At 63.0% G+C, this 22,153-nt stretch carries 21 protein-coding genes; 16 read left to right on the top strand and 5 right to left on the bottom strand.

The annotated features are described in order from the left end of the window. Positions 1-56 precede the first annotated feature (56 nt). The 7 genes from QNI87_RS09765 to QNI87_RS09735 all read left to right on the top strand — a co-directional run bounded on the left by QNI87_RS09765 (position 57) and on the right by QNI87_RS09735 (position 7,629). Positions 57-719 carry a DUF2490 domain-containing protein gene (locus tag QNI87_RS09765; RefSeq protein ID WP_300596021.1) on the top strand — a complete coding sequence of 221 codons (663 nt, stop codon included), beginning with the start codon at positions 57-59 and terminating at the stop codon, positions 717-719. Between the two features lie 121 nt (positions 720-840). Continuing rightward, the gene (locus QNI87_RS09760; protein ID WP_300596020.1) at positions 841-1,464 is read left to right on the top strand and encodes a DUF2490 domain-containing protein; all 624 of its coding nucleotides are present in this window, start codon (positions 841-843) and stop codon (positions 1,462-1,464) included. A 208-nt stretch (positions 1,465-1,672) separates the two neighbouring features. Continuing rightward, positions 1,673-3,841 (top strand): primosomal protein N', encoded by a 2,169-nt coding sequence (locus tag QNI87_RS09755; protein ID WP_300596019.1) that lies wholly within the window; start codon positions 1,673-1,675, stop codon positions 3,839-3,841. Between the two features lie 214 nt (positions 3,842-4,055). Next, the gene (locus QNI87_RS09750; protein ID WP_300596018.1) at positions 4,056-4,562 is read left to right on the top strand and encodes a hypothetical protein; all 507 of its coding nucleotides are present in this window, start codon (positions 4,056-4,058) and stop codon (positions 4,560-4,562) included. Between the two features lie 52 nt (positions 4,563-4,614). After that, positions 4,615-6,183, top strand: a complete 1,569-nt coding sequence (locus tag QNI87_RS09745) for a cryptochrome/photolyase family protein (protein WP_300596017.1) — start codon at positions 4,615-4,617, stop codon at positions 6,181-6,183. 17 nt (positions 6,184-6,200) lie between these two features. Continuing rightward, entirely contained in the window at positions 6,201-6,833 is a 633-nt protein-coding gene (locus QNI87_RS09740) for a glutathione S-transferase family protein (protein WP_300596016.1), read from the top strand. Positions 6,834-6,843: 10 nt separating this feature from the next. Further along, entirely contained in the window at positions 6,844-7,629 is a 786-nt protein-coding gene (locus tag QNI87_RS09735; protein WP_300596015.1) for an SDR family NAD(P)-dependent oxidoreductase, read from the top strand. Positions 7,630-7,655: 26 nt separating this feature from the next. On the opposite strand, the gene QNI87_RS09730 is transcribed toward QNI87_RS09735, so the two are convergent. From QNI87_RS09730 to QNI87_RS09720, 3 genes are all read right to left on the bottom strand, one after another. Continuing rightward, positions 7,656-8,453 (bottom strand): thioesterase family protein, encoded by a 798-nt coding sequence (locus tag QNI87_RS09730; protein WP_300596014.1) that lies wholly within the window; start codon positions 8,451-8,453, stop codon positions 7,656-7,658. A 79-nt stretch (positions 8,454-8,532) separates the two neighbouring features. Beyond that, positions 8,533-9,600, bottom strand: coding sequence for a methylated-DNA--[protein]-cysteine S-methyltransferase (locus tag QNI87_RS09725; protein ID WP_300596013.1), 1,068 nt, complete (start codon positions 9,598-9,600; stop codon positions 8,533-8,535). Then, complete coding sequence (locus QNI87_RS09720; RefSeq protein WP_300596012.1) at positions 9,600-10,067, bottom strand: DUF1203 domain-containing protein; 468 nt, start codon at positions 10,065-10,067, stop codon at positions 9,600-9,602. The genes QNI87_RS09725 and QNI87_RS09720 overlap by 1 nt, the downstream gene beginning before the upstream one ends. A gap of 102 nt (positions 10,068-10,169) precedes the next feature. Between QNI87_RS09720 and QNI87_RS09715 the strand changes: the two genes are divergently transcribed. Beyond that, on the top strand, positions 10,170-11,792 hold the full coding sequence (locus tag QNI87_RS09715; RefSeq protein WP_300596011.1) for a serine protease: 1,623 nt from the start codon (positions 10,170-10,172) through the stop codon (positions 11,790-11,792). Between the two features lie 300 nt (positions 11,793-12,092). Here QNI87_RS09715 and QNI87_RS09710 read toward each other — a convergent pair whose 3' ends face one another. Beyond that, a complete protein-coding gene (locus QNI87_RS09710; protein WP_300596010.1) occupies positions 12,093-12,920 on the bottom strand; it encodes a TauD/TfdA family dioxygenase in 828 nt (275 codons plus the stop codon). A gap of 213 nt (positions 12,921-13,133) precedes the next feature. Here QNI87_RS09710 and QNI87_RS09705 point away from each other — a divergent pair, with 213 nt between their 5' ends. The 8 genes from QNI87_RS09705 (at position 13,134) to QNI87_RS09670 (ending at position 21,517) form a co-directional block, all read left to right on the top strand. Further along, positions 13,134-13,688 (top strand): F0F1 ATP synthase subunit delta, encoded by a 555-nt coding sequence (locus QNI87_RS09705; RefSeq protein ID WP_300596009.1) that lies wholly within the window; start codon positions 13,134-13,136, stop codon positions 13,686-13,688. Between the two features lie 39 nt (positions 13,689-13,727). Further along, a complete protein-coding gene (gene atpA / locus QNI87_RS09700) occupies positions 13,728-15,257 on the top strand; it encodes a F0F1 ATP synthase subunit alpha (protein ID WP_300596008.1) in 1,530 nt (509 codons plus the stop codon). A 131-nt stretch (positions 15,258-15,388) separates the two neighbouring features. Continuing rightward, on the top strand, positions 15,389-16,261 hold the full coding sequence (locus QNI87_RS09695; protein WP_300596007.1) for a F0F1 ATP synthase subunit gamma: 873 nt from the start codon (positions 15,389-15,391) through the stop codon (positions 16,259-16,261). Beyond that, positions 16,258-16,623, top strand: coding sequence for a hypothetical protein (locus tag QNI87_RS09690; protein ID WP_300596006.1), 366 nt, complete (start codon positions 16,258-16,260; stop codon positions 16,621-16,623). Before QNI87_RS09695 ends, QNI87_RS09690 begins: the two co-directional genes overlap by 4 nt. A gap of 24 nt (positions 16,624-16,647) precedes the next feature. Then, the gene (gene atpD, locus QNI87_RS09685) at positions 16,648-18,102 is read left to right on the top strand and encodes a F0F1 ATP synthase subunit beta (RefSeq protein WP_300596005.1); all 1,455 of its coding nucleotides are present in this window, start codon (positions 16,648-16,650) and stop codon (positions 18,100-18,102) included. 143 nt (positions 18,103-18,245) lie between these two features. Next, positions 18,246-18,503 (top strand): ATP synthase F1 subunit epsilon, encoded by a 258-nt coding sequence (locus QNI87_RS09680; protein WP_300596004.1) that lies wholly within the window; start codon positions 18,246-18,248, stop codon positions 18,501-18,503. Between the two features lie 337 nt (positions 18,504-18,840). Next, a complete protein-coding gene (locus QNI87_RS09675; RefSeq protein ID WP_366146180.1) occupies positions 18,841-21,021 on the top strand; it encodes a prolyl oligopeptidase family serine peptidase in 2,181 nt (726 codons plus the stop codon). 244 nt (positions 21,022-21,265) lie between these two features. Next, entirely contained in the window at positions 21,266-21,517 is a 252-nt protein-coding gene (locus QNI87_RS09670; RefSeq protein ID WP_300596003.1) for a DUF1153 domain-containing protein, read from the top strand. Positions 21,518-21,529: 12 nt separating this feature from the next. Here the strand turns inward: QNI87_RS09670 and QNI87_RS09665 are convergent, their stop codons facing one another. Then, the gene (locus QNI87_RS09665; RefSeq protein ID WP_300596002.1) at positions 21,530-22,144 is read right to left on the bottom strand and encodes a heme-binding protein; all 615 of its coding nucleotides are present in this window, start codon (positions 22,142-22,144) and stop codon (positions 21,530-21,532) included. Between the last annotated feature and the right edge of the window lie 9 nt (positions 22,145-22,153).

Here is a 22,153-nt window from a genome sequence, read left to right as displayed (position 1 = left end):
CGCGGTATCGACAGTTTGCCCGCGCAGCGCGCCTCTCGCCAAACAGGATTTTTCCGATGCGCTGCGCCTTTGCCCTTGGCATTCTTACGGCCCTCACCGCTGCGCCTGCCAGCGCCAATGAGGACGATTTCAACATCTGGGGCGCTCAATTTGCCTCGATCGATATCACCGACGATGTCTACATACGCGGCGAAGCGCAGGAGCGTTTTACCAACGATGCGGACCGGCTGGGCCAGCTGCTTTTGCGCAGCTTTGTGGGATACCGGATCTCAAAGCGCGTCGATCTTGGCGGTGGGTACGCCTATATCCTGACTGATCCAGAGGGCCCGGCCGAAGTCAACGAACATCGTTTCTATCAAGAGTTGAACATCCACCTGGTCGAGAAAGGCGGATTAACTCTCCACTCGCGCACGCGGCTGGAGCAACGCACCTTCGAAGAGGACGGCGAACTCGCCTGGCGTTTTCGCAACTTTGTTCAGCTCAGGGCGCCCTTGAACGCACGCAACAAGCTGGTTGTCTACACCGAGCCGCTTGTCGCGCTCAATGAGACGCCAGTTCAGCGCGGCGGGCTGGCCTTGTGGCGCAATTTTGCAGGGATTTCGATACCCATCGCCCGCGGTGTTGAGGCCGTACCAGGTTATCTCAATCAGCACGTCTTTCGCGATGGACGTGACCGGTCGGACCACATCGCCAATGTCATGCTCTTCATGAATTTTTGAACGTCTGCTCGGGCTCGCGGGAGAGGGGTCGCGCGTCGGAGCAAGACATGCCCGGCAAAGGGGTATTTTTCCAATGCCTCTCACCTCAAGACCTGTTTTACACGCATGCTGGGTTGCTCTGATGGCCACGACGCCCTGCGCCGCTCACGCAACCGACGATGACATCGAATTCTGGTTCAATCCCACCATTGCTGTTGCCCTTGATGAGGACACATCGGTCAAATTGGAAACCGCACAGCGCCTCAGACGCGAGAGCGAAGGGCGCCCTGACACCTATTTCTTTCGCCTGTGGGCCAAGCAAAAGGTAAGCTCGGGCCTGACCCTGGCCGGGGCTGTGGAACGGCGCATCAATGACGGACGGCGCGACGAAGTCCGCACCATGCAGCAAGCCACCGGCCGATATAGCGTAGCCCGGATGCGTCTGCGGCTGGAACAACGCTTCGCTGAAAACTCAGGCGGCCGGATGGGGCTCCGTGTGCGCGCCCGCATCGGCGCCGATATTCCGCTCGACGGTCGGAAAACCTGGTTCTTCTCGCCCGATATCGAGAGCTTCGTCACTCTGCGCAATTCAAATCCGGGAGGCGATATCGGCAAGTCCGAGATGCGGACTCAGATCGCCGTGGCGCACAAAGTGAGCGAAAATCTCAAGCTGAAAGCGGGCTATCTGATGCAATACGATCTCGAGCAACGGGAAGTTGAGACCGTGGGCCACGCGCCGATACTGGGTCTGCATTCCACGTTTTGAGCAAGACCGCGCTTATCCGGCGTCGAATGAAGAAGGCGTCCGCGCTGGTGGCTAAAGGGGCCTTTTGAAGGCGGCGGCTGGCGCATCGCAGGGCGTCCCCACATTCAGTTTACGATGCGCAAGGGGTGCTCGTAACGCTGCAATCACCAGTCGATTGCGTCGCCGCACCGCTTGAACCGCACACGGCGCTGCGCCCATAAGAGGAGGCGTGACGCAACGCATTCGCCTGCTGGTTCTGAACGCGGCTCTGGGCCCGCTGGATTACAAGCTGCCCGAGGGCTGCACCGTCGAGCCCGGTAGTGTTGTGGTCGCCCCGTTGGGTCCGCGCAAAGTCACCGGCATTGTCTGGGATGAAGGCCGCTTGCCGGGCGCCGAAGTCCCCGCCGCAAAGCTGCGCGCGATTCTGGAGGTCTCGCCCGTCCCGCCGCTGTCTGAGCCGCTTCGTCGCCTGATCGAATGGACCGCCGACTATTACTGCGCCGCCATGGCCAATGTAGCGCGGATGGTGCTTTCGAGCGGCGGCGCGCTGGGTGGGCCGAGCACGACCACCGAGTATCGCCTGAGCGGCGGTGTGCCCGAGCGCATGACGCCGCAACGCGCGGTCGCTATCGAGGCGCTCGAGGGCGAGCAGGCGACCATTCGCGAGCTATCCGGGATAGCCGGCGTGTCCGAGGGCGTGCTGCGCGGTCTCGTCAATCAAGGCGTTATCGAGCCGGTGACGGTGGCCATAGACCGCCCCTACCCGCCCGCCGAACCGGACTTCTACCAGCCCGCGCTTTCAGCCGACCAGCTGCGGGTCGCAAAGACATTAGTGAAAGCGGTCGAAGCCCAGGAATACGCGCCTTTCCTGCTCGACGGAGTGACAGGCTCAGGCAAGACAGAGACCTATTTCGAACCCATCGCCGCCGCAATCCGGATGGGGCGGCAGGTGCTGGTGTTGCTGCCCGAGATTGCGCTGACCGAGAACTTCCTGTCGCGCTTTGAGCAGCGCTTCGGGGCAGCGCCTGTGCTTTGGCATTCCTCGCTCAAATCGACCGAACGACGGCGCGCGTGGCGCGCGATCAGCGAGGGGACCGCGCAAGTCGTCGTCGGCGCGCGCTCGGCGCTGTTCCTGCCTTATGCGAACCTCGGCCTCATCGTCGTCGACGAAGCACACGAGGTGAGTTTCAAACAGGATGACGGCGTGCGCTACAACGCGCGCGATGTCTCGGTGATGCGCGCCCGTTTCGAAGGGCTGCCCGTGGTACTTGCCAGCGCGACGCCCGCGCTTGAAAGCCTGCATATGGCGGCGAGCGGGATCTATCAAAAGCTCGATCTGCCCAGTCGGTTTGGCGGGGCGCAATTGCCCGAAATTCAGCTTGTCGATCTCACCATCGACAAGCCGGGCGAGGGTCGCTGGCTGGCGCAACCACTGGTCCAGGGCCTTGAGGACCGCCTTGCGCGCGGCGAGCAGTCGCTTCTGTTTCTCAATCGCCGTGGCTACGCGCCGCTGACGTTGTGTCGCAATTGCGGTCACCGCTTCAAATGCCCCAATTGCTCGGCCTGGCTGGTCGAGCACCGGCTCTCCAGCCGCCTCGCCTGCCACCATTGCGGGTTCGAGGGACAGGTTCCGGACGAATGCCCGGAATGCGGCGAAAAAGACGCCTTGGTTGCCTGCGGACCCGGCGTTGAGCGCATCGCAGACGAGGTCAGCGAGCTCTTCCCCGAGGCACGCGTGGCCATTGCGACCTCGGACACGCTCAACTCGCCCGAGCGCACGGCGGATTTCCTCGAGAAGGTGCAGAACAAAGCGATCGACGTGATCGTGGGAACGCAGCTCGTCACCAAAGGCTTCCACTTCCCCGAGCTCACCCTCGTCGGTGTGATCGACGCAGACCTGGGCCTTGAAGGCGGAGACTTGCGCGCCGCAGAGCGCACCTACCAGCAGGTCGCGCAAGTGGCCGGACGCGCGGGACGCGGGTCCAAGCCGGGCGAAGTGCTGATCCAGACGCGCCACACCGACGCGCCCGTCATCGCCGCGCTCGCCAATGGAGACCGCGACGCCTTCTACGCCGCCGAGACCGACGCGCGGCGCGACGCAGGCGCCCCACCCTTTGGCCGCTGGGCGTCCATCATTCTTTCGAGCGAAGACGAACGCGAAGCGCGCGCCGCCGCCGCCAGACTTGGCGATACACGCCCCCACGCCGATGATCTCTACATCCTGGGACCAGCCCCTGCCCCGATGGCGTTGCTGCGCGGTCGCTATCGCTACCGGTTCCTCATCAACGCGCGCCGAACCGCCAACCTGCAGGCGACAATACGCGACTGGCTGGACGCACATGACTTCCCACCCGGCGTGCGTGTTGGGATCGACATTGACCCTTACAGCTTTGTGTAAACAGGTCGGCTCGTTCGTTACTTTAGCCCTATCCTAATCCTCATGTGCGAATGGTGCCGGTCGGAAGGTAACGCATGAGGGCAATATGAAGCATGCAACGGTATGGCTGGGCCTCGTAGCAAGCGCCACTCTGGCGCTCCCGGCTCTAGCTCAGACAGAGCCCACCCAAGCGGCCAGGGCCCCATCGCCAGAAGCTTCACAGCGTAAGGCCACGGTGCCCTCCGCCGCCCCAGAACCGGCGCCAGACCACGCTGAGGCCAGCAAGACGTGGTACGTGATGCTCGCCATTTACGAACCTTACGACCCGGAACGATGCAAGAAGCCGGTCTACAAGGTCAGCACATATGACCCGATCATCTTCGATGGTCCAAGCGCGATTTCGCAAGCGCACGCCAACGCGGTCGTCGGCGCTTGGCTGGGCTATCTGCGCGATCGCTCGCCAACCGCCTACAAATGGATCAACGGGCCGACGGGCAACCACGTCAACGAGATCTACTTTCGCGAAAGCGAAGAGGAAGCGCGCCAGGCTTTCGCCTCAGATGGCCATATGAAACGCGACACGAACTGCACAGGCTCGGTGCTTTACCGGCAAGGCACCTCGAAATTCCGGTTTGTCCCTTCAGACGCTTTCAAGCGGGCCGATTTCGGCGCCGAGCCCAGGCCGACCGAGCCGACCGCAGCGCCGGCGAAGGAGATCGCCGCCGCCAGGGCCGAACCCTGATCGATCAAATCCCGGTCCGGGAGCGAAGCGGCCACCCGCGCGTTTCGCCACCATGCCCGCTCGAACTCCGATCCTCGTCCCGATCCTCGGCGATCAATTGACCCGCACGCTTTCGAGCATCCGGGGCCGGACCAAAGACGATACCGTCATCCTGATGATGGAGGTCTGGGACGAGGCCGCTTACGTCAAACACCACAAGCAGAAGATTGTCCTCGTCTTTTCGGCGATGCGTCATTTTGCGAAGGAGCTGCGCGACGACGGGTGGAGCGTCGATTATGTGAAGCTCGACGATAAAGACAATTCGGGCAGCTTCACCGGCGAGGTCGCGCGCGCGATCGAACGCCACGAACCGCGCGCCGTCCACATAACCGAAGCGGGCGAGTGGCGCGTGCAACAGGCGCTCGAAGAATGGCCGGACAAGTTCGCCTGCGAGGTCGAGATATTCCCCGATGACCGGTTTGTCTGCGACCACGCAACCTTTCGCGAATGGGCGGAGGGTCGCAAGCACCTGACCATGGAGCATTTCTACCGCGAGATGCGCAGACGCACCGGCATCCTGATGACCGATGACGGCAAACCCAAGGGAGGCGACTGGAACTACGACAAGGACAATCGCGAGCCGCCAAAAGAGGATATGGACCCGCCCGCCGTCCCGCATTTCGAACCCGACGACATCACCCGCGAGGTGATCGATCTGGTCGAGAATCGCTTCGGCGACCACTTCGGCAGCCTTGAAAGCTTTCACTGGCCAGTCACCTCGGACGAAGCGAACAAGGCCGCCGACGCCTTCTTCAAACAGCGTATCGAGCAGTTCGGTCCCTATCAGGACGCGATGGTCCACGGGCAGGACGACATGTATCACTCAATGCTCTCGACCAGCCTCAACTGCGGCCTTCTGGACCCGCTCGACCTGTGCGAACGCGCCGAGCAAGCCTACGAGGAAGGCCGCGCGCCGATCAATTCGGTCGAAGGCTTCATCCGCCAGATCATCGGATGGCGCGAATATATTCGCGGGTTTTACTGGCTGCACATGCCGGGTCTCGAAAGTGACAACGCGCTTGAGGCGACGCGCCCGCTGCCGGAGTTCTTCTGGACCGGCGAAACCGACATGCGCTGCCTTGCCGACTGCATCCGTTCCACCCACGAGGACGCGCACGCGCACCACATTCAAAGGCTCATGGTGCTGGGCAATTTCTGCCTTATCGCCGGGATCGATCCCGCCGATGTCCAGGATTGGTATCTCGCGGTGTACGCCGACGCCTATCAATGGGTCGAGCTACCCAACGTATCGGGCATGATCCTCTACGCCGATGGCGGCAAGCTCGCGACCAAGCCCTACGCGGCGAGCGGCAATTACATCAACAAGATGTCCAACTACTGCAAGGAATGCACGTACTCGGTCAGCAAGAAGACCGGCGAAGGCGCCTGCCCGTTCAATCCGCTCTACTGGCACTTCATGGACCGCCACCGCGAGCGGCTTGAAAGCAACCATCGCATCGGCCGCATTTACGCGACCTGGGACCGGATGGGCGATGCAAAAAAGCGCGAGTATCTCGAAAGCGCCGACAAATTCCTCGACTCTCTCCAGCCGGCTCGCAAAGGGTGGGCGCGCGAGAACTAGAGGAGATTCTCAAAGCCATGCTCACCATTCATCACCTGCGCATTTCGCAGTCCGAACGCATTGTCTGGCTGTGCGAGGAACTCGGGCTCGATTACGATCTCAAGCTCTATAATCGCGATCCCGAAACGCGCCTCGCCCCGCCGGAGTTGAAGGCGCTCCACCCCATGCAGATCGCGCCGCTGATCGAAGACGGTGACGTGCTGCTGGGCGAGAGCGGCGCCATCGTCGAGTACATCATCGGCAAGTACGCGCCCGACAGCGATCTGGTGCCCGGCCCCGATCACCCCGACTTCGCCGATCATCTCTACTGGTTCCACTTCGCCAACGCGACCTTCATGACCAACGGGATGATGCAGATCGCGGTCGCCTTTGCAGGGGCGGAGATGCCCGAGCCGATGATGAACCGCGTCAACAACGCCTGGGCGCAGATCGAGCGGCGGCTGGGCGAGGCCGATTACTTCGGCGGGTCGCAGCTGACGACGGCGGACATCATGATGGTGTTCCAGCTCACCACCAGCCGCGCGTTTCGCGAGCAGCCGATCGACGACAAGCCCAATCTGCAAGCCTACCTCAAACGCATCGGCGCGCGCGAAGCGTATCAACGCGCCATGGCCAAGGCCGAACCCGGCTTTCCGCCAAAGCTCGATTGAGGGGCGCCTGATGGAACCCTACAAGGATCTCAGCCGCTCGATTGCCGGGCACACCGCCATCATCACCGGCGCGGCGAGCGGCATGGGCCGCGCGAGCGCGCATCTGTTTGCCTCACAGGGCGCAAAGGTGGCGGTGACCGATCTTGATCAAGCCAAGTGCGATGCGGTCGCGCAGGAAATCGCCGAGGCGGGCTATCCGGGCGATGCTCTTGCGATGGCGCTGGATGTTACCGATCCGTCCGCGATCGAGACCGCGATCGCCGCCGCAGTCGACGCGTTCGGCGGGCTCGATATCGTCGTCAACAACGCCGGATTTGCGCGCCACGCGCTGATCGAGGACGAGCACTACCCGCAAGTCTGGAGCGACAGCCTTGAGGCGATGCTCACCGCGCAACAGCGCATCATCCGTGCAAGCCTTCCCCACCTCAGACAAAGCGCGCATCCGCGTATCGTCAATATCGCCTCGACCGAAGGGCAGGGCGCAACGCCCGGAAACTCGCCCTATGTCGCGGCCAAGCACGGCGTCATCGGCCTTACGCGCGGCATGGCGGTGGACCTGGGCCGCGAAGGGATAACGGTCAACTGCGTGTGCCCCGGCCCGATCCGGACCGGCATCACCGAGGCCATTCCCGAAGAGCACAAAGAGATCTACGCCAAACGCCGCGTGCCCCTGCGCCGCTATGGCTTCCCGGAAGAGGTGGCGCACATAACGCTTTCGCTGGTGCTGCCATCGGCGAGCTTTATCACCGGCGCGGTGATCCCGGTGGACGGCGGGCTGACCATCAAGAACGCGTAAGACGCAGGCTTGCGCCCGACGTCGGCTCAGTAAAAGGCCAATTGGTTGGAGATCGCGAGCAAGCGCTTCTCGCGCGACCAGATGCGCGTCACCTGGCTGAAGCGGCCCGAGAAAACCCGATCGCTGGAGGCTTCGACCAGCAGATAGTCGCTCCCGCACGCGGCAAGATCATCGGCGCCGCACATCACATGCAGATCGTATTGCACCGTCGAGCCAAAGCGCGGTGTCGGATCGACAAAGAAGGTACGCGGCATCGGCGTGTCCGACAGCGCCAGCAGCGCCTTGGCATCCCAGGGCCTGTCCGCTGCATCGCGCACCCAGAAGGCGGAATGAGGGCGCTCCTGCGCGCTGAAGGGCTGGCCGAGCGCGACGCGCTGTTCGTACCGACTGAGGAATTTGGGGCCAGGGTTGTCGGGCAGGCGGGCTGCATCCTCCGGCGCCTTCACATCGGGAAAGTCGCACGTATAGTCGAGTTCTTTCATCTTCATATCGCTGAAAACGTAATCGGCGGTAAAGACGGGGGTGTCGGGCGTATCTTCGCTCGCGAACTCGGCCCGCATGAAATTGGTGCGTCGCCCCTCGCGAAGCGCGCGAACATCGATCATCAGACCGCTTTCCGGCAACGGCTTCAAGAACGACGCCACTGCGCTCGCCAGCGCTCCGGTCTGCGGACTTGCCTTTTGCACCGCGCTGTAGCCCAGCGCCAGCGCCCACCCGCCAAAGGCCGAGGTGAAGTTCCAATACGCCTCCCCCGCCGACGATTTGAGGCGGGTCTCACCGACCGGTTCAAGCTCGGTCGCGAGGTCGAGCGGATAATCTGACATTCCGGCGCTTTCCCTGATTGCCACGGGGCCGACCCCCGCGCTGCAATAAGTGAACGCTCAAGTTCAGAATCGTTCCGGGTCACAACAGGTTTTCTGGATTCTCATCGATCTCGGACCCTTCGCGGCGCAGCAATTCGCGCTTGATTTGCGACCCATAGGCGTAGCCACCAATTGAACCATCCGCCTGCACCACCCGGTGGCACGGGATCAGCACGGCGATGTTGTTCGCACCGTTTGCGCTGCCGACCGCGCGGCTGGCCTTGGGATTGCCGAGCGCGGCGGCCAGTTCGCCGTAGCTTCGCGTTTCGCCAGGCGGGATCTGGCGCAGAGCGTTCCAGACGCGTTGCTGAAAGGCGGTGCCCTTGACATCGAGCGGGATCGCCGCGCCGCCCCCCGTTCCCGGCTTCTCGACCGCGGCCACCACGCGGTCGAACAAGGTGGCAAAGTCCTCCCCGGCCTCGACCAATTCGGCCTCGGGGAAGCGCGCGCGAAGCTCCGTCTCGCACTCGTTGAAGGAAAGGCAGCACACGCCTTTGGATGTCGCGGCCACCAGCATCGGGCCGAGCGAGGTTTCGATAACGCTCCAATGAATGCGACGGCCCGCGCCGCCATTCGACCAGTCGCTCGCGCTCATTCCCATTTTCCCTTTCATCTCGGCGTAAAACCGCGACGGCGTTGAATATCCCGCGGCGTACAGCGCGTCGCTCACCGCCGCTCCGCCAGCGAGTTCGCGCCTGACCCGGTCCTCTCGCAAGGCGCGCGCGAACGCGGCGGGAGAGAGACCGACCGTGCGGGTGAACAAGCGCTGGAAGTGTGTCGGCGAGTACCCCGTCAGATCGGCCAGGGCGGCAAGCGTTGCCGCCTCTCCCGATCGAATTGCGGCGATCGCCGCCAGGACGCAGGCTTCTTCGGCGCTTTGGGTGTCGGGCGAACAGCGCTTGCACGCCCTTAGCCCCGCCGCGCGCGCGTCCTGCGGTGTCGCATAGAAGCGTACATTGCGCCGAAGCGGCGCGCGCGCCGGGCAGCTTGGGCGGCAATAGATACCGGTCGAGTGCACGCCCGTCACGAACGCACCATCGAAACGACGATCCTTGGCAAGCGCAATGCGCCAGCAATCATCATCTGTAAGACCGGAGCGTTGGACCATCACGCCCTCCTTGCCCGTGCCGAAAAGCACCCGCGTATCGCGTTGTGAACGTCGATCTCCACGACAGCGTCATTTTCAAACAAGCCGCGCAAATCGCTGTCCGCCTCTCCCGGCTGCCTCAGCCGTGCATCGATGATCATGCCCGCTTCATCAAAGCCGCGCAGCGAGAGGATACAGGAATGAAACACCTCAGGAACCGCATTTCGAAACCGTGCGCCTTCGCCCAACCTTTCTCGCACGAAGATAGCATGGCTGGCGCGGTACGGCGTGTTGTCGGCCCGGCTGACGTGATTGAGCAAGATAACGGTCTCTCCCACCTGGGCATCCTCCAGACTCACGCGGCACGGATAGCCCGGCTTTGCATCGACCTGGAAACGGGCGGCGTTGCGGCTTTTCAACTGAGTGTCGTCAAGCCCGAAATAGGGCTTGAATGCGGCGGGATCGAGCCCTTCGATGACATAGTCCATAGCGCGGTGCCTTTCCTGATGGCTTCACGCTTAACCCAGAGAGGGAACAGGCGCGTCCCGAAGCTTGCGGTCAATGTCGCAGCGCGCCTAAAGGGAGGCCGAATGAAACAGGCCTTCTGGATTTTTGCGGCGCTGATGGCGCTGCTGACATCGCCCGCGCACGCCGATTCCGCCGACGTCGAAGCGGCGGCGCGCGGGGTCGTGCGCGTTGTGTTGATCGGCACGCAGGGGCCCGAGGGCGAGGAAGCGGTGATCCCGGTGAGCCACGGCAGCGGCTTTGCGGTAACGCCCACGCTGATCGTCACCAACGCCCATGTCATCCGCGAGGCTTTGCAGGACGACACGCTGCGCATCGGTGTGGTTCCTTCCGAAAGCGTGGGCGAGGCCGGCAACGGCGCCTTTGCGCGCGCGATATCGGTGTCACCGCGCAACGATCTGGCCTTGCTGGAAATCGCCGAGGATGGCCTGCGCCTGCCCGCCTTGACGATAGCGGGCGTGGTCAGCGGCGATATGGGAGAGGTTTCGGCGGTCGGCTATCCGATGAACGTGGATCTGGCGCAGGGGCTCGACTTTGCGGATATCTTTGATGCGCAACCGCCGGTAAAGACTCGCGGCTTTCTCTCCGGTCAGCGCCCCAGCCGCCAGTTCGATACGCTGCTTCACACCGCGCCCATTGCGCGGGGCAATTCGGGCGGCCCGCTGCTCGATTCCTGCGGGCGCGTGGTCGGCGTCAATTCGTTCGGCGCGGATTCGGATGGTTCGGATGCGGAGTTCTACTTCGCTGTGTCCTTGCGCGAATTGCTGCCATTCCTGCGCGCCAACGACGTCGAGCCCAACACGAGCACGGCGCCGTGTCGCTCGTTCGCGGAGCTGAACGCGGCCGAACGCGCGCGCTTCGAAGCCGAGCGCGCCGAGGCGCGCGAGCGTATCGCGGCGCGCGAGGCAAAGGCGCGCGAGGCGCGCGAGGCGGCGCGCCTGCAGGCGTTGCTCGACATTACCGAGGCGCGCGACAACGCGGTGGCGCTGGCCCTTGTCCTGCTGTTGCTGGCGCTCGTCTGCGCGGCAGTCGCTGTGCGTTTGCGGCAAGCGGGATCCGCCAGCGGCGCCGACGGCTCCGCGCAGGCTGTGCCGCAACCGCGCGTGATCATCGCAGCCGGGCTCTCGGGCGCGTTTCTCATCGCAATGGCGCTCGTATGGATCACGCGCCCCGGCTTCTCCGAGCTTGAGGACCGCGTCGCTTCAATCATGGGCGAGCTGGAGACAGGCGAGGACGAAACGCCGGCCCAGCCCTCGCTCGCGAGCGAGGGAACGCTGCTTTGCACCTTCATCCCGGAACGCAGCCGGGTGACCGGCGCGCGCACCGACGATGTCGAATTCGACTGGGCCGCCGATGGCTGTGTCAATTCGCGCACGCAATACGGCTTTGCCAATGGCGACTGGACCCGCGTGTTCGTCCCGAACGACGAATCCGCCGTTTCGATCAACTCCTACGATCCCCAGACCCGGATTTTCCGGACCGATCGGTATCTGCTGGGCCGCGCGGCCATGAAGAATGCGCGCGCGATCCGCGACGCCTACACACCGCCCGCCTGCGGTGTGACCGACGCGGCGCGCGTTCTGGGCGAACAGCAATCGGCGATACTCTCGATCCTGCCCGAGCGTCCCAACGAACGCCTCGTCTATATCTGCGAGGCCGCGCGCGGCGTTCCGCAGGAAGCGGAATAGTGGATAATCCTCGATGGCGACGTACGAACCGCACTTTGCGCCCAAGTTCGCGCTTATTGCCATCGCACGGAGGCGTCTCACGGAGTTTAGCGAACGGCGGCTGCCCCGAAGACGGAGCTTGGGAAAGGCAGCCTCCTGCTCACGTTCCATCCAACTTACCCACTTTCGTCATTGCGAGCGGCGCAGCCGCGCGGCAATCCAGAGCGCTGAGCGGAACGCCCCTGGATTGCTTCGCTTCGCTCGCAATGACGACGTTTGAGGATGCTCGACAGTCAATCAGCGAAGCGTGAGCGCTTCAATCTAAGCCGCGATCGCCTCTCCCGAAAGCGTAATACGGTGCATTTCGCGCGCGTGGCCCTGATAATCGTTGATCGCGTTGTGCCACGTCGTGCGGTTATCCCAGATCGCGACCGTACCCGGCTTCCATTCCAGGCGGCATTGATTGGTCTTGGTCAGGGCCGCGGCAAACAGCTTCGACAAGAGCGGAAGGCTCTCCTCGCGCGTCTGGCCGACGAAGTGAATCGTGAAAGCCGTGTTCACGTAGAGCAGTTTGCGTCCGGTGTGCGGGTGACGGATCACCACGGGGTGCACCGCTCCGGTATCGACATCGTGCCCGCGAAGGCTCTTGCCCTGATCGGTCTGCGCGTAGAGGCCGTCCGACTTGTAGACGTGATCGGCGGTGTGAAAGGCTTCAAGCCCCTCGATCTCTTCTTTCAGATCGTCGGGCAGCGCATCATAGGCCGCGCCCATATGCGCCCACATCGTGTCGCCGCCTGCGGGCGGGAGAACGCGCGCGACGAGAATGGAACCCATTGCGGGTATCTGATCGTAGGAATGATCGGTATGCCACGCGCCGCCGATATTGGTCTGTTGATCGGGCTCTTTCTTGACCAGCGCGATCTCGGGATAGGCCTCGTTCAAGGGGAAATAGTTGTTGATGTCGATCCCGCCCCAGCGCTTGGCGAAGGCAATGTGCTCTTCGGGCGTAAACTCCTGATCGCGGAACACGGCAACGCCATGCTCGTAGATCGCGTTCTTGATGTCCTGCATCTGCGCGTCGTTGCAGGTTGCCAGCTCCACGCCGGATACTTCCACGCCGCATTCAGGCGCCATCGCGGTCAGTTTCATTCATCTCTCTCCCATCGGACTTTTCGCCCCTTTGTAGGCTAAAGTTACCGACAATGGTCCATGTGTCCAGAGGGCGGCTTGCATCATGATTTCCCCGGTGCTAGGCGCGCGCCAGCCTTGGACGGGGACGCTTTCTTGCGCCTTGTGGGACACACCAATGTTCAAGGCGAGACGAGACACTTTTACCGCCTCCCGAGAAGGAAGAACGAGCGCGTGGATATTTCCGCCGGTATTCAGGCTAGCCTAGCAGGCCGCTACGCGTCGGCCTTGTTCGAGCTTGCGAGCGAAAACGGAACCGTAACCGCGGTTGAAACCGACCTTGAAAAGCTGGATGCGGCGATCGCCGAATCGGATGCGCTGTCAAACGTCACGACCAATCCCCAGCTCTCCCGCGAAGAGCAGGGAGAGGGCATGGCCGCTGTGGCCAGGCATCTCGATCTTTCCGAGCTTACCACGAACTTTCTCGGCGTACTCGCGGCCAACCGCCGCCTGTCCGCGCTGGGCGATATGATCGCCGCGTTCAAGACCATTGCCGCAGCCCAACGCGGCGAGGTCACCGCGAAAGTCACCAGCGCGCATCCGCTGACCGACGCGCAGCTAAGCACTCTCAAGGACAAGCTGACGGCGCGCGAAGGGCGCACGGTCATGCTGTCCGCCGATGTCGACCCCGACCTGCTCGGTGGTCTTGTCGTCACCATTGGATCGAAACGCATCGACGCCTCGATCCGCACTCGCCTGAACTCTCTTGCCCAGGCCATGAAGGCCTGATCCCAGATACGGCCCATGAAGGCTTAAAGGACAAATCCGATGGAAATCCGCGCTGCAGAAATCTCGAAGGTTCTCAAGGACCAGATCGCCAATTTCGGCACAGAGGCCGAAGTCAGCGAAGTGGGCACCGTGCTCAGCGTCGGCGACGGGATCGCCCGCATCCACGGCCTCGACAAGGTGCAGGCCGGGGAAATGGTCGAGTTTGCCAACGGCGTTCAGGGCATGGCGCTCAACCTCGAAGCCGACAATGTCGGCGCGGTGATCTTTGGCTCCGACGCCGAGATCAAGGAAGGCGACACCGTCAAGCGCACCGAGACCATCGTGGACGTGCCGGTCGGCAAGGGCCTGCTGGGCCGCGTGGTCGACGCGCTGGGCAATCCCATCGACGGCAAAGGCCCGATCGAGACGACCGAGCGCCGCCGCGTCGAGGTCAAGGCGCCGGGCATCATTCCGCGCGAATCGGTAAGCGAGCCGGTGCAGACCGGTCTCAAGGCCATCGACGCGCTGGTGCCCGTGGGCCGTGGCCAACGCGAGCTCATCATTGGCGACCGCCAGACCGGCAAGACCGCGGTCGCGATTGACACCTTCATCAACCAGAAGCCGATCAACGAAGGCGATGATGAGAGCAAGAAGCTCTACTGCGTCTATGTCGCGGTCGGTCAGAAGCGTTCGACGGTTGCCCAGATCGTCAAGCAGCTCGAAGAGAACGGCGCAATGGAATATTCCATCGTGGTCGCCGCCACCGCGTCCGAGCCCGCCCCGCTGCAATACCTCGCACCCTACACCGGCTGCGCGATGGGTGAATTCTTCCGCGACAACGGCATGCACGCGGTGATCGTGTATGATGACCTTTCCAAGCAGGCCGTCGCCTATCGTCAGATGTCGCTGCTGCTGCGTCGTCCTCCGGGCCGCGAAGCCTATCCGGGTGACGTGTTCTACCTCCACAGCCGCCTGCTTGAGCGCGCGGCCAAGATGAACGCGGATAACGGCCACGGCTCGCTGACCGCGCTGCCGATCATCGAAACGCAGGCTGGCGACGTGTCGGCCTACATTCCGACCAACGTGATCTCGATCACCGACGGTCAGATCTTCCTGGAAACCGACCTGTTCTATCAGGGCATCCGCCCGGCAATCAACGTGGGTCTCTCGGTCAGCCGTGTGGGCGGTGCCGCGCAGACCAAGGCTATGAAGAAGGTTTCGGGCTCGATGAAGCTCGACCTTGCGCAATACCGCGAAATGGCGGCGTTCGCGCAGTTCGGCTCGGACCTCGATGCGGCGACGCAAAAGCTGCTCAATCGCGGCGCGCGGCTGACCGAGCTTTTGAAGCAGGCGCAGTTCTCGCCGATGCCGTTCGAAGAGCAGACCGTGTCGATCTTTGCGGGAACCAACGGCTATATCGACGATGTCGAAGTGAGCCGCGTGGGCGAATACGAAGAGCACATGCTCGCCTTCATCCGCGCCAACCACGCCGACATTCTCGACGAGATCCGCGAGACGAAGAAGTTCGACGGCGATGTAAAGGATCGCACCGTCGCCGCGCTGGACGCGTTCGCGAAGCAGTTTGCGTAAGATTACAAGGAGCAACCTCCACACCCGTTCGTGCTGAGCCCGTCGAAGCACTGCACTTCTTTTCGGACGAACGTCAAAAGTGAAGAACAGCCCTTCGACATGCTCAGGGCGAACGGATTAGGGGCAAGGGAATGCCAAGTCTCAAGGAACTCAAAGGTCGGATCAACTCGGTCAAATCGACCCAAAAGATCACCAAGGCCAAGCAGATGGTCGCCGCGGCCAAGCTGCGGCGCGCTCAGAGCGCTGCCGAAGCCGCGCGCCCTTATCAGGAGCGTCTGGCAGCCGTCATGGCGAGCCTTGCGAGCAAGGTTTCCGGCGACAACGCGCCCAAACTGCTCAGCGGCACAGGCTCGGACACCAAGCACCTGATTGTCGTCGTCAACACCGACAAGGGCCTGTGCGGCGCGCTCAACTCCAATCTTGTGAAGGCCGCGAAGGCCAAGGCGCAAAGCCTGATCGGCCAGGGCAAGCAGGTCGAGTTCTATCTGGTCGGAAAGAAAGGCCGTGCGCCCCTGAAACGCGACTTTGCCGATCGCATCGGCAAGCACTTCGACACGAGCACCGTCAAGACGCCGGGTTTTGACGAAGCCGACGCGATCGGGACCGAATTGCTGGAGATGTTCGAGGCGGGCGCGTTCGATGTCGCGCACCTCGTCTATCCGGTGTTCAAGACCGCGCTCAGCCAGGACCCGACCATCGACCAGCTGATCCCGGTCCCCTCCCCCGAGGAAGCGGCGGGCGACAGCGGCGCGGTGGTCGAATACGAGCCGGGCGAGGAGGAAATCCTCGAAGCGCTCCTGCCGCGATACGTGAAGACCCAGCTCTTCGGCGCGCTGCTGGAGCGCGAGGCGTCCGAGCACGGCGCCTCGATGACCGCGATGGACAACGCCACGCGCAATGCGGGCGAGCTCATCAAGGATCTGACCATCCAGTACAACCGCAGCCGCCAGGCCGCGATCACCACCGAACTCATTGAAATCATTGCAGGCGCAGAAGCACTATGATCCGCACTCTTATTATCCTCTCCCCGCTCGCCCTGGCCGCTAGCGCCTGTTCGCAAGGCGCGAATGAAGAAGCCGAGCCGCAGGCTCCGACCGCTCGCGAAGTTCAGGCCGCGATCGAGAAGGGCGGCAAGCTCAGCCCGCCCGATCGCGATGTCTTCGCCGAGAAGTTCGCCGCCGCCTGCCCGTCGCAAAAGCCGGTCAACAAGGCGACCTGCCTCGCGCAGGGCATGGGCAGCCACGATTTCACCTGCGAATACGGCCTCGGCGATGACGACTACCTGCGCCACGAAGGCGTCCTTTCCGAGGTGGATGGCGAATACGTCCTCCTCGAACCCGAAACCGTTTGCGCCCAAGGCGCCTAATCTCACGCATCAGGAACCCAGATAATGGCCACCGCACCTGTAAACCTGACCACCGCTGGCACTATCAGCCAGGTCATCGGCGCTGTCGTCGACGTGCAGTTCGAAGGCGAACTGCCCGCGATCCTCACCGCGCTTGAAACCAAGAACGGCGACAAGACGCTGGTTCTCGAAGTCGCGCAGCACCTTGGCGAGAACACAGTGCGCACGATCGCGATGGATTCAACCGAAGGCCTCACGCGCGGCAGCGAAGTGATCAACACCGGCGCGCAGATCAGCGTGCCCGTCGGCCCCAAGACGCTGGGCCGCATCATGAACGTCGTCGGCGAAGCGATTGACGAGCGCGGGCCGGTCGGCGCGGACATGACCGCACCGATCCACGCCGAGGCTCCGCCCTTTGTCGATCAATCGACCGACGCGGCAATCCTCGTCACCGGCATCAAGGTCATCGATCTGCTCGCCCCTTACGCCAAGGGCGGCAAGATCGGCCTGTTCGGCGGCGCGGGCGTCGGCAAGACCGTGCTGATCCAGGAACTCATTAACAACATCGCGAAGGGTCACGGCGGAGTGTCCGTGTTTGCGGGCGTTGGTGAGCGCACCCGCGAAGGCAACGATCTCTACCACGAATTCCTCGACGCGGGCGTCATCGCCAAGGATGAGGACGGCAACGCGATCAGCGATGGCTCCAAGGTGGCGCTCGTCTTCGGCCAGATGAACGAGCCTCCGGGCGCACGCGCGCGCGTCGCTCTCTCGGGCCTGACCATGGCGGAATACTTCCGCGATCAGGAAGGCCAGGACGTCCTGTTCTTCGTCGATAACATCTTCCGCTTCACCCAAGCGGGGTCGGAAGTGTCCGCGCTGCTCGGTCGTATCCCGTCGGCGGTGGGCTACCAGCCTACTCTCTCCACCGACATGGGCAACCTTCAGGAACGCATCACCTCGACCACCAAGGGTTCGATCACCTCGGTCCAGGCGATCTACGTGCCCGCGGACGACTTGACCGACCCGGCTCCGGCCACCTCGTTCGCGCACTTGGACGCGACGACGACGCTCAACCGCGCCATTTCGGAACTGGGCATCTATCCGGCGGTCGACCCGCTCGATTCCACCAGCCGCGTCCTTGAGCCGCGCGTTGTCGGACAGGAGCACTACGAGACCGCGCGCAAGGTCCAGGAGACCTTGCAGAAGTACAAGAGCCTGCAGGATATCATCGCGATCCTTGGCATGGACGAACTTTCCGAAGAGGATAAGCTCACCGTCGCCCGCGCCCGCAAGATCCAGAAATTCCTCTCTCAGCCCTTCCACGTGGCCGAGGTCTTCACCAACATCCCCGGCATCTTCGTGCAGCTTGAGGACACCATCAAGAGCTTCAAGGCGGTGGTTGACGGCGAGTACGATCACCTGCCCGAAGCGGCCTTCTACATGGTCGGCGGCATCGACATGGTGGTCGAGAAAGCCCAGAAGATGGCCGAGGACGCGTAATTGAGACTCCCCTCCCCTTGGAGAGGGGTTGGGGGTGGGGGTTCGACGCCCGTTGTTTCGCCCACCCACCCCACTGCGACTAGGCAGCAAGCTGCCAAGTCTCGTTGCCCCTCCCGAACGGGAGGGGATAAAAGGATTGAAGAATGCCACTTCACTTCGAACTCGTAACGCCCGCCAAGCTAGTTCGCAGCGAGGACGTCCACATGGTCGTCGTGCCCGGCACCGATGGCGAATTCGGCGTGCTCGAAGGGCACGCGCCTTTCATGAGCACAATCCGCGATGGCGCGGTGCAGGTCTACAAGACGCCGGGCGCCGCGCCCGAGACGATTGAAGTGCGCGGCGGCTTTGCCGAGGTGGGCAATGCTGGCCTGACCGTGCTCGCGGAGCATGTCGAGGGGTAACGCGCCTCCGGAAACGCAACCATTGCAAGGGCGGCCATATGGTCGCCCTTTTTTGCGTCGGCGCGCCGCTTTTGCGTTTTCCTACTGGCGCGGCTTTTGGCAGCCTGCGCGACATGCTCATCGCGCGCGCCTCTCCCACCGAACCGACCGCTCGTCCGGCCGGCCCGAAGACCGCCGGGCCGACGCCGGGTTTTTTGACTCCAGGACAGTGTTCCATGTGTTCCAACCGTTCTCCACATGCGACGAACCGAGGGCGCGGGCGCGTCCACATTCGCCCTTCACAAGCGATCTCATCCCCGGCAAAAACGCGGTCAGCAATTCTCACAGGAGAGGACTTTTGAAGCTTGTATCCACCCTTGCAATCACGGCAGCGCTGGCAATGACAGTCGCGACGCCCGCCGCCGCCGACGGTCACACCGACGCCGCAAAGGACGCCGAAACGGCGCCCATCCCCGGCCCCGAAGAGGATCCCTATATCTGGCTCGAAGAGGCCCGCAGCGAGGAAGCGCTGGCCTGGGTCGAGGAAGAGAACAAGCGCACGCTTGCGATGCTGGAAACCGATGCGCGTTTCGAGGATCTCAAGGCCGAGGCGCTGGCCATCTTCGACAGCGAAGACCGCATTCCCTATGTGAGCTTCCGCCCCGATGGGCTCTACAACTTCTGGCAGGACAAGCAGAACCCCAAAGGCCTGCTGCGCCGCACGACGCTGGAAAGCTATCAGAGCGAGGAGCCGGAATGGGAAACCGTGCTCGACGTTGACGCGCTGGCGGCCGCGGAAGGCAAGGAATGGGTCTACAAGGGCTCAACCTGCCTACCGCCCAAGCTTGAAAAGTGCATGATCGCGCTTTCCGACGGGGGCGAAGACGCAACCATCATGCGCGAATTCGACATGACCACGAAGACCTTCGTGGAAGGCGGGTTCGAGCTGGCCGAGAAGAGCCAGGGCGGTGTTCAGTGGCTCGACGAAGACACGCTGTTCGTTGGCCGCGATTTTGGCGAGGGCACGCTCACGGACAGCGAATACCCCTTCACCACCCGCGTGTGGAAGCGGGGCACGGACATCGCCGAGGCCAAGGAACTGTTCCGCGGCGAGCCGAGCGATGTGTGGGCGGGCGCGAACCTTGTGCGCGACAACACCGGTACGATCCATGCGACGACGGCGTTTCGCGGCATCAGCTTTCACGAGAGCGAGTATTTCTGGCTCAATCCGGATTACGAGTGGGTGAAGCTCGACATCCCCAAGAAGGCCTCGCCCTACGGCATTGTGGATGGGCACATGCTGATGACCACCGATGAGGATTGGGAAGTCGATGGACAGACCTTCCCCGCGGACAGCCTCATCGCCATGGAACTTGAAGAATGGAAGAAGGACCCGAACGCAGCGGCCAAGACCCTCGTCTGGGCGCCCGGTGAACGCCAGACCAAACGCGGCGGAGCGATTACGGCGGGGGCGCTGTATGTCGGCCTGCTCGACAACGTCGTGGGCAAGGTTCTGAAGTTCAACTTCGTTGCCAATGACGAAGGGGGCGCGTGGACCAGCGAAGAGGTGGAGTTGCCCGACAACGCGACCGTCGGCATCGCGGCAAGCTCGGATGAGAGCGAGCAGATCATGTTCACGGTCACCGACTTCCTCAATCCGACGACGCTCTATTACACCGACGGGTCTTCCGATCCCAGGGTGATCAAGACCTCGCCCGCCTATTTCGACCCCACAGGCATGGATGTCGAACAGCATGAAGCGACGAGCAAGGACGGGACGAAGATCCCTTACTTCATCGTCAAGCCCGCTGGCATGGAGCTGACCGGTGAGACCGCGACGCTGATGACCGGCTATGGCGGATTCCAGATCCCGCGCCTGCCCGCCTATCTCGGCAGCACGGGCAAGATGTGGCTGGAGAAGGGCGGCGCCTATGTGCTCGCGAACCTGCGCGGCGGGGGCGAGTTCGGCCCGATGTGGCACCAAACCGCGATCCGCGAGAACAAGCAGCGCACCTGGGACGACTTCATCGCGGTGGGCGAGGATCTGGTGGCGCGCGGCTTCACCTCGCCGGAGCATCTGGGTATCCAGGGCGGCTCGCAAGGCGGCCTGCTGGTCGGGACCGCGTTTACACAGCGCCCGGACCTGTTCGGCGCGGCGATCGTACAGATCCCGCTGTTCGACATGGTGCGCTATCACCTGATCGGGCGCGGCGCTTCGTGGATTGGCGAATACGGCGATCCGCGCATTCCCGAACAGCGCGCCTGGATCGACGGCTACTCGCCCTATCAGAAGATCGAGGAGGGCGTGGATTACCCGATGCCGTTCCTGTGGGCCTCGACCGCCGATGACCGCACCCACCCCGCTCACGCGCGCAAAGGAGCCGCCAAGCTTAAAGGGCTCGATCAGCCCTACCTTTACTTCGAGGACACGACGGGCGGCCATTCGGGCGGTGTCGATAACGAGCAGCGCGCCAAGCTCCAGGCGCTCCAGTTCGTTTACCTGATGCAGCGTCTGATGGACGAACGCGAGGGCGGATAGGGCCGCGCAATCGGGTCAGGAAAAGGGCTTCGGCGCGGTCGGCGCCGGAGCCCTTCTTGGTGGAGATGTAAACGCATCCGACACTTTTGCCTCCGTTCACCGCAGGCCAAGCACAAGGAAGGCGGTTAACCCAAAATTAACCATGTTTCGAAAGATCTCGTTAAGTGTCTCCGGCAATTCTCCCATCACCACGAAGGCGATCACCCCGATCAACCAGGTGGGGCGAAAAAGGAGAAATGAGGAAATGGCGTACCCCCGCGACATGTCTATCGCCGATGTCATCAAGCAGTATGGCCTGCCCAAGAGCCACCGCGTGCACTGGTCCGATACCCGCAAGGCCGATGTGGTCCAGGCGGTGCACGACCGGGTCATCAGCTTCCACGAAGCGCGCGAGCGCTATCTGCTGAGCCGCGGTGAGTTTGAGCAATGGGAGCGCAGCTTCCCGCCCGTTAACGCCAACGAAGTGGCAACCGAGCGAAAACACGAAACCGCGTAACGCCGGGCCGCCCTATTCGGCGACGACTTCGATCAGCGCTTCGTTGCGCCGAAGCGGCCCCGGCACCATCGGCGCATCGTAAAAGGCGTATTCGACATCGCCCTTGGGTTTAAGGCCCCTGCTTGCGATCCACTCGCTCAAGGACGCGGCCATCCGCGCAAGATCACGCGCTGACCCGTTGCCGCTGAACCGGACCGCCGCGACACGGCGCGCGGGCACCTGGGTCAGCGCAATATCATCGGGCGCGGCGGGAAGCGTTTCCAGAGTGTAGCGCTCCGGCATCACAAACCGCATGCGCCAGATGTTGTCCCGCGTCTCCTCCTGAAGGACCGGGGCGGTCATCGCGATGGTCTCGCCCCCCTCCGGACGGTCCTTTGCGAAGATATACGCAGCAAGTCGACCGAAGCTCTTGCCGCTGGCGCTGCGGCGGTCGCCCGAATGGGTCGTCTCGGCGACGATCATGGGCGCGTAATCGCGCAGCTCGAAGGCCCCGTCGGAAAGGATCAGGTCGAAGGCCGGGCCCTCGCCGCGATCGCGGTACTGAGCATAAGTCACGCTCGCGAGCGACCCCAGACCAATCGCCAAACCAAGTCCGATGCCAAGTCGCTCAGGCCAACCCATATCCATGATCCTTTC

Origin of the sequence: Erythrobacter sp., from assembly GCF_030066995.1 — a bacterium.
GTDB lineage: Bacteria > Pseudomonadota > Alphaproteobacteria > Sphingomonadales > Sphingomonadaceae > Erythrobacter.
The sequence above is the reverse complement of the archived record's forward strand: the minus strand, read 5'-3'. Positions and strand labels throughout refer to the sequence as shown.

What these genes read in the sequence shown, in the direction of transcription:
- QNI87_RS09765 (WP_300596021.1), top strand. Translation starts at nt 57, where the DNA reads ATGCGCTGCGCCTTTGCCCTTGGCATTCTTACGGCCCTCACCGCTGCG.
- QNI87_RS09760 (WP_300596020.1), top strand. Translation starts at nt 841, where the DNA reads ATGGCCACGACGCCCTGCGCCGCTCACGCAACCGACGATGACATCGAA.
- QNI87_RS09745 (WP_300596017.1), top strand. Translation starts at nt 4,615, where the DNA reads ATGCCCGCTCGAACTCCGATCCTCGTCCCGATCCTCGGCGATCAATTG.
- QNI87_RS09740 (WP_300596016.1), top strand. Translation starts at nt 6,201, where the DNA reads ATGCTCACCATTCATCACCTGCGCATTTCGCAGTCCGAACGCATTGTC.
- QNI87_RS09735 (WP_300596015.1), top strand. Translation starts at nt 6,844, where the DNA reads ATGGAACCCTACAAGGATCTCAGCCGCTCGATTGCCGGGCACACCGCC.
- QNI87_RS09730 (WP_300596014.1), bottom strand. Translation starts at nt 8,453, where the DNA reads ATGTCAGATTATCCGCTCGACCTCGCGACCGAGCTTGAACCGGTCGGT.
- QNI87_RS09725 (WP_300596013.1), bottom strand. Translation starts at nt 9,600, where the DNA reads ATGGTCCAACGCTCCGGTCTTACAGATGATGATTGCTGGCGCATTGCG.
- QNI87_RS09720 (WP_300596012.1), bottom strand. Translation starts at nt 10,067, where the DNA reads ATGGACTATGTCATCGAAGGGCTCGATCCCGCCGCATTCAAGCCCTAT.
- QNI87_RS09715 (WP_300596011.1), top strand. Translation starts at nt 10,170, where the DNA reads ATGAAACAGGCCTTCTGGATTTTTGCGGCGCTGATGGCGCTGCTGACA.
- QNI87_RS09710 (WP_300596010.1), bottom strand. Translation starts at nt 12,920, where the DNA reads ATGAAACTGACCGCGATGGCGCCTGAATGCGGCGTGGAAGTATCCGGC.
- atpA (WP_300596008.1), top strand. Translation starts at nt 13,728, where the DNA reads ATGGAAATCCGCGCTGCAGAAATCTCGAAGGTTCTCAAGGACCAGATC.
- QNI87_RS09695 (WP_300596007.1), top strand. Translation starts at nt 15,389, where the DNA reads ATGCCAAGTCTCAAGGAACTCAAAGGTCGGATCAACTCGGTCAAATCG.
- QNI87_RS09690 (WP_300596006.1), top strand. Translation starts at nt 16,258, where the DNA reads ATGATCCGCACTCTTATTATCCTCTCCCCGCTCGCCCTGGCCGCTAGC.
- atpD (WP_300596005.1), top strand. Translation starts at nt 16,648, where the DNA reads ATGGCCACCGCACCTGTAAACCTGACCACCGCTGGCACTATCAGCCAG.
- QNI87_RS09680 (WP_300596004.1), top strand. Translation starts at nt 18,246, where the DNA reads ATGCCACTTCACTTCGAACTCGTAACGCCCGCCAAGCTAGTTCGCAGC.
- QNI87_RS09670 (WP_300596003.1), top strand. Translation starts at nt 21,266, where the DNA reads ATGGCGTACCCCCGCGACATGTCTATCGCCGATGTCATCAAGCAGTAT.
- QNI87_RS09665 (WP_300596002.1), bottom strand. Translation starts at nt 22,144, where the DNA reads ATGGATATGGGTTGGCCTGAGCGACTTGGCATCGGACTTGGTTTGGCG.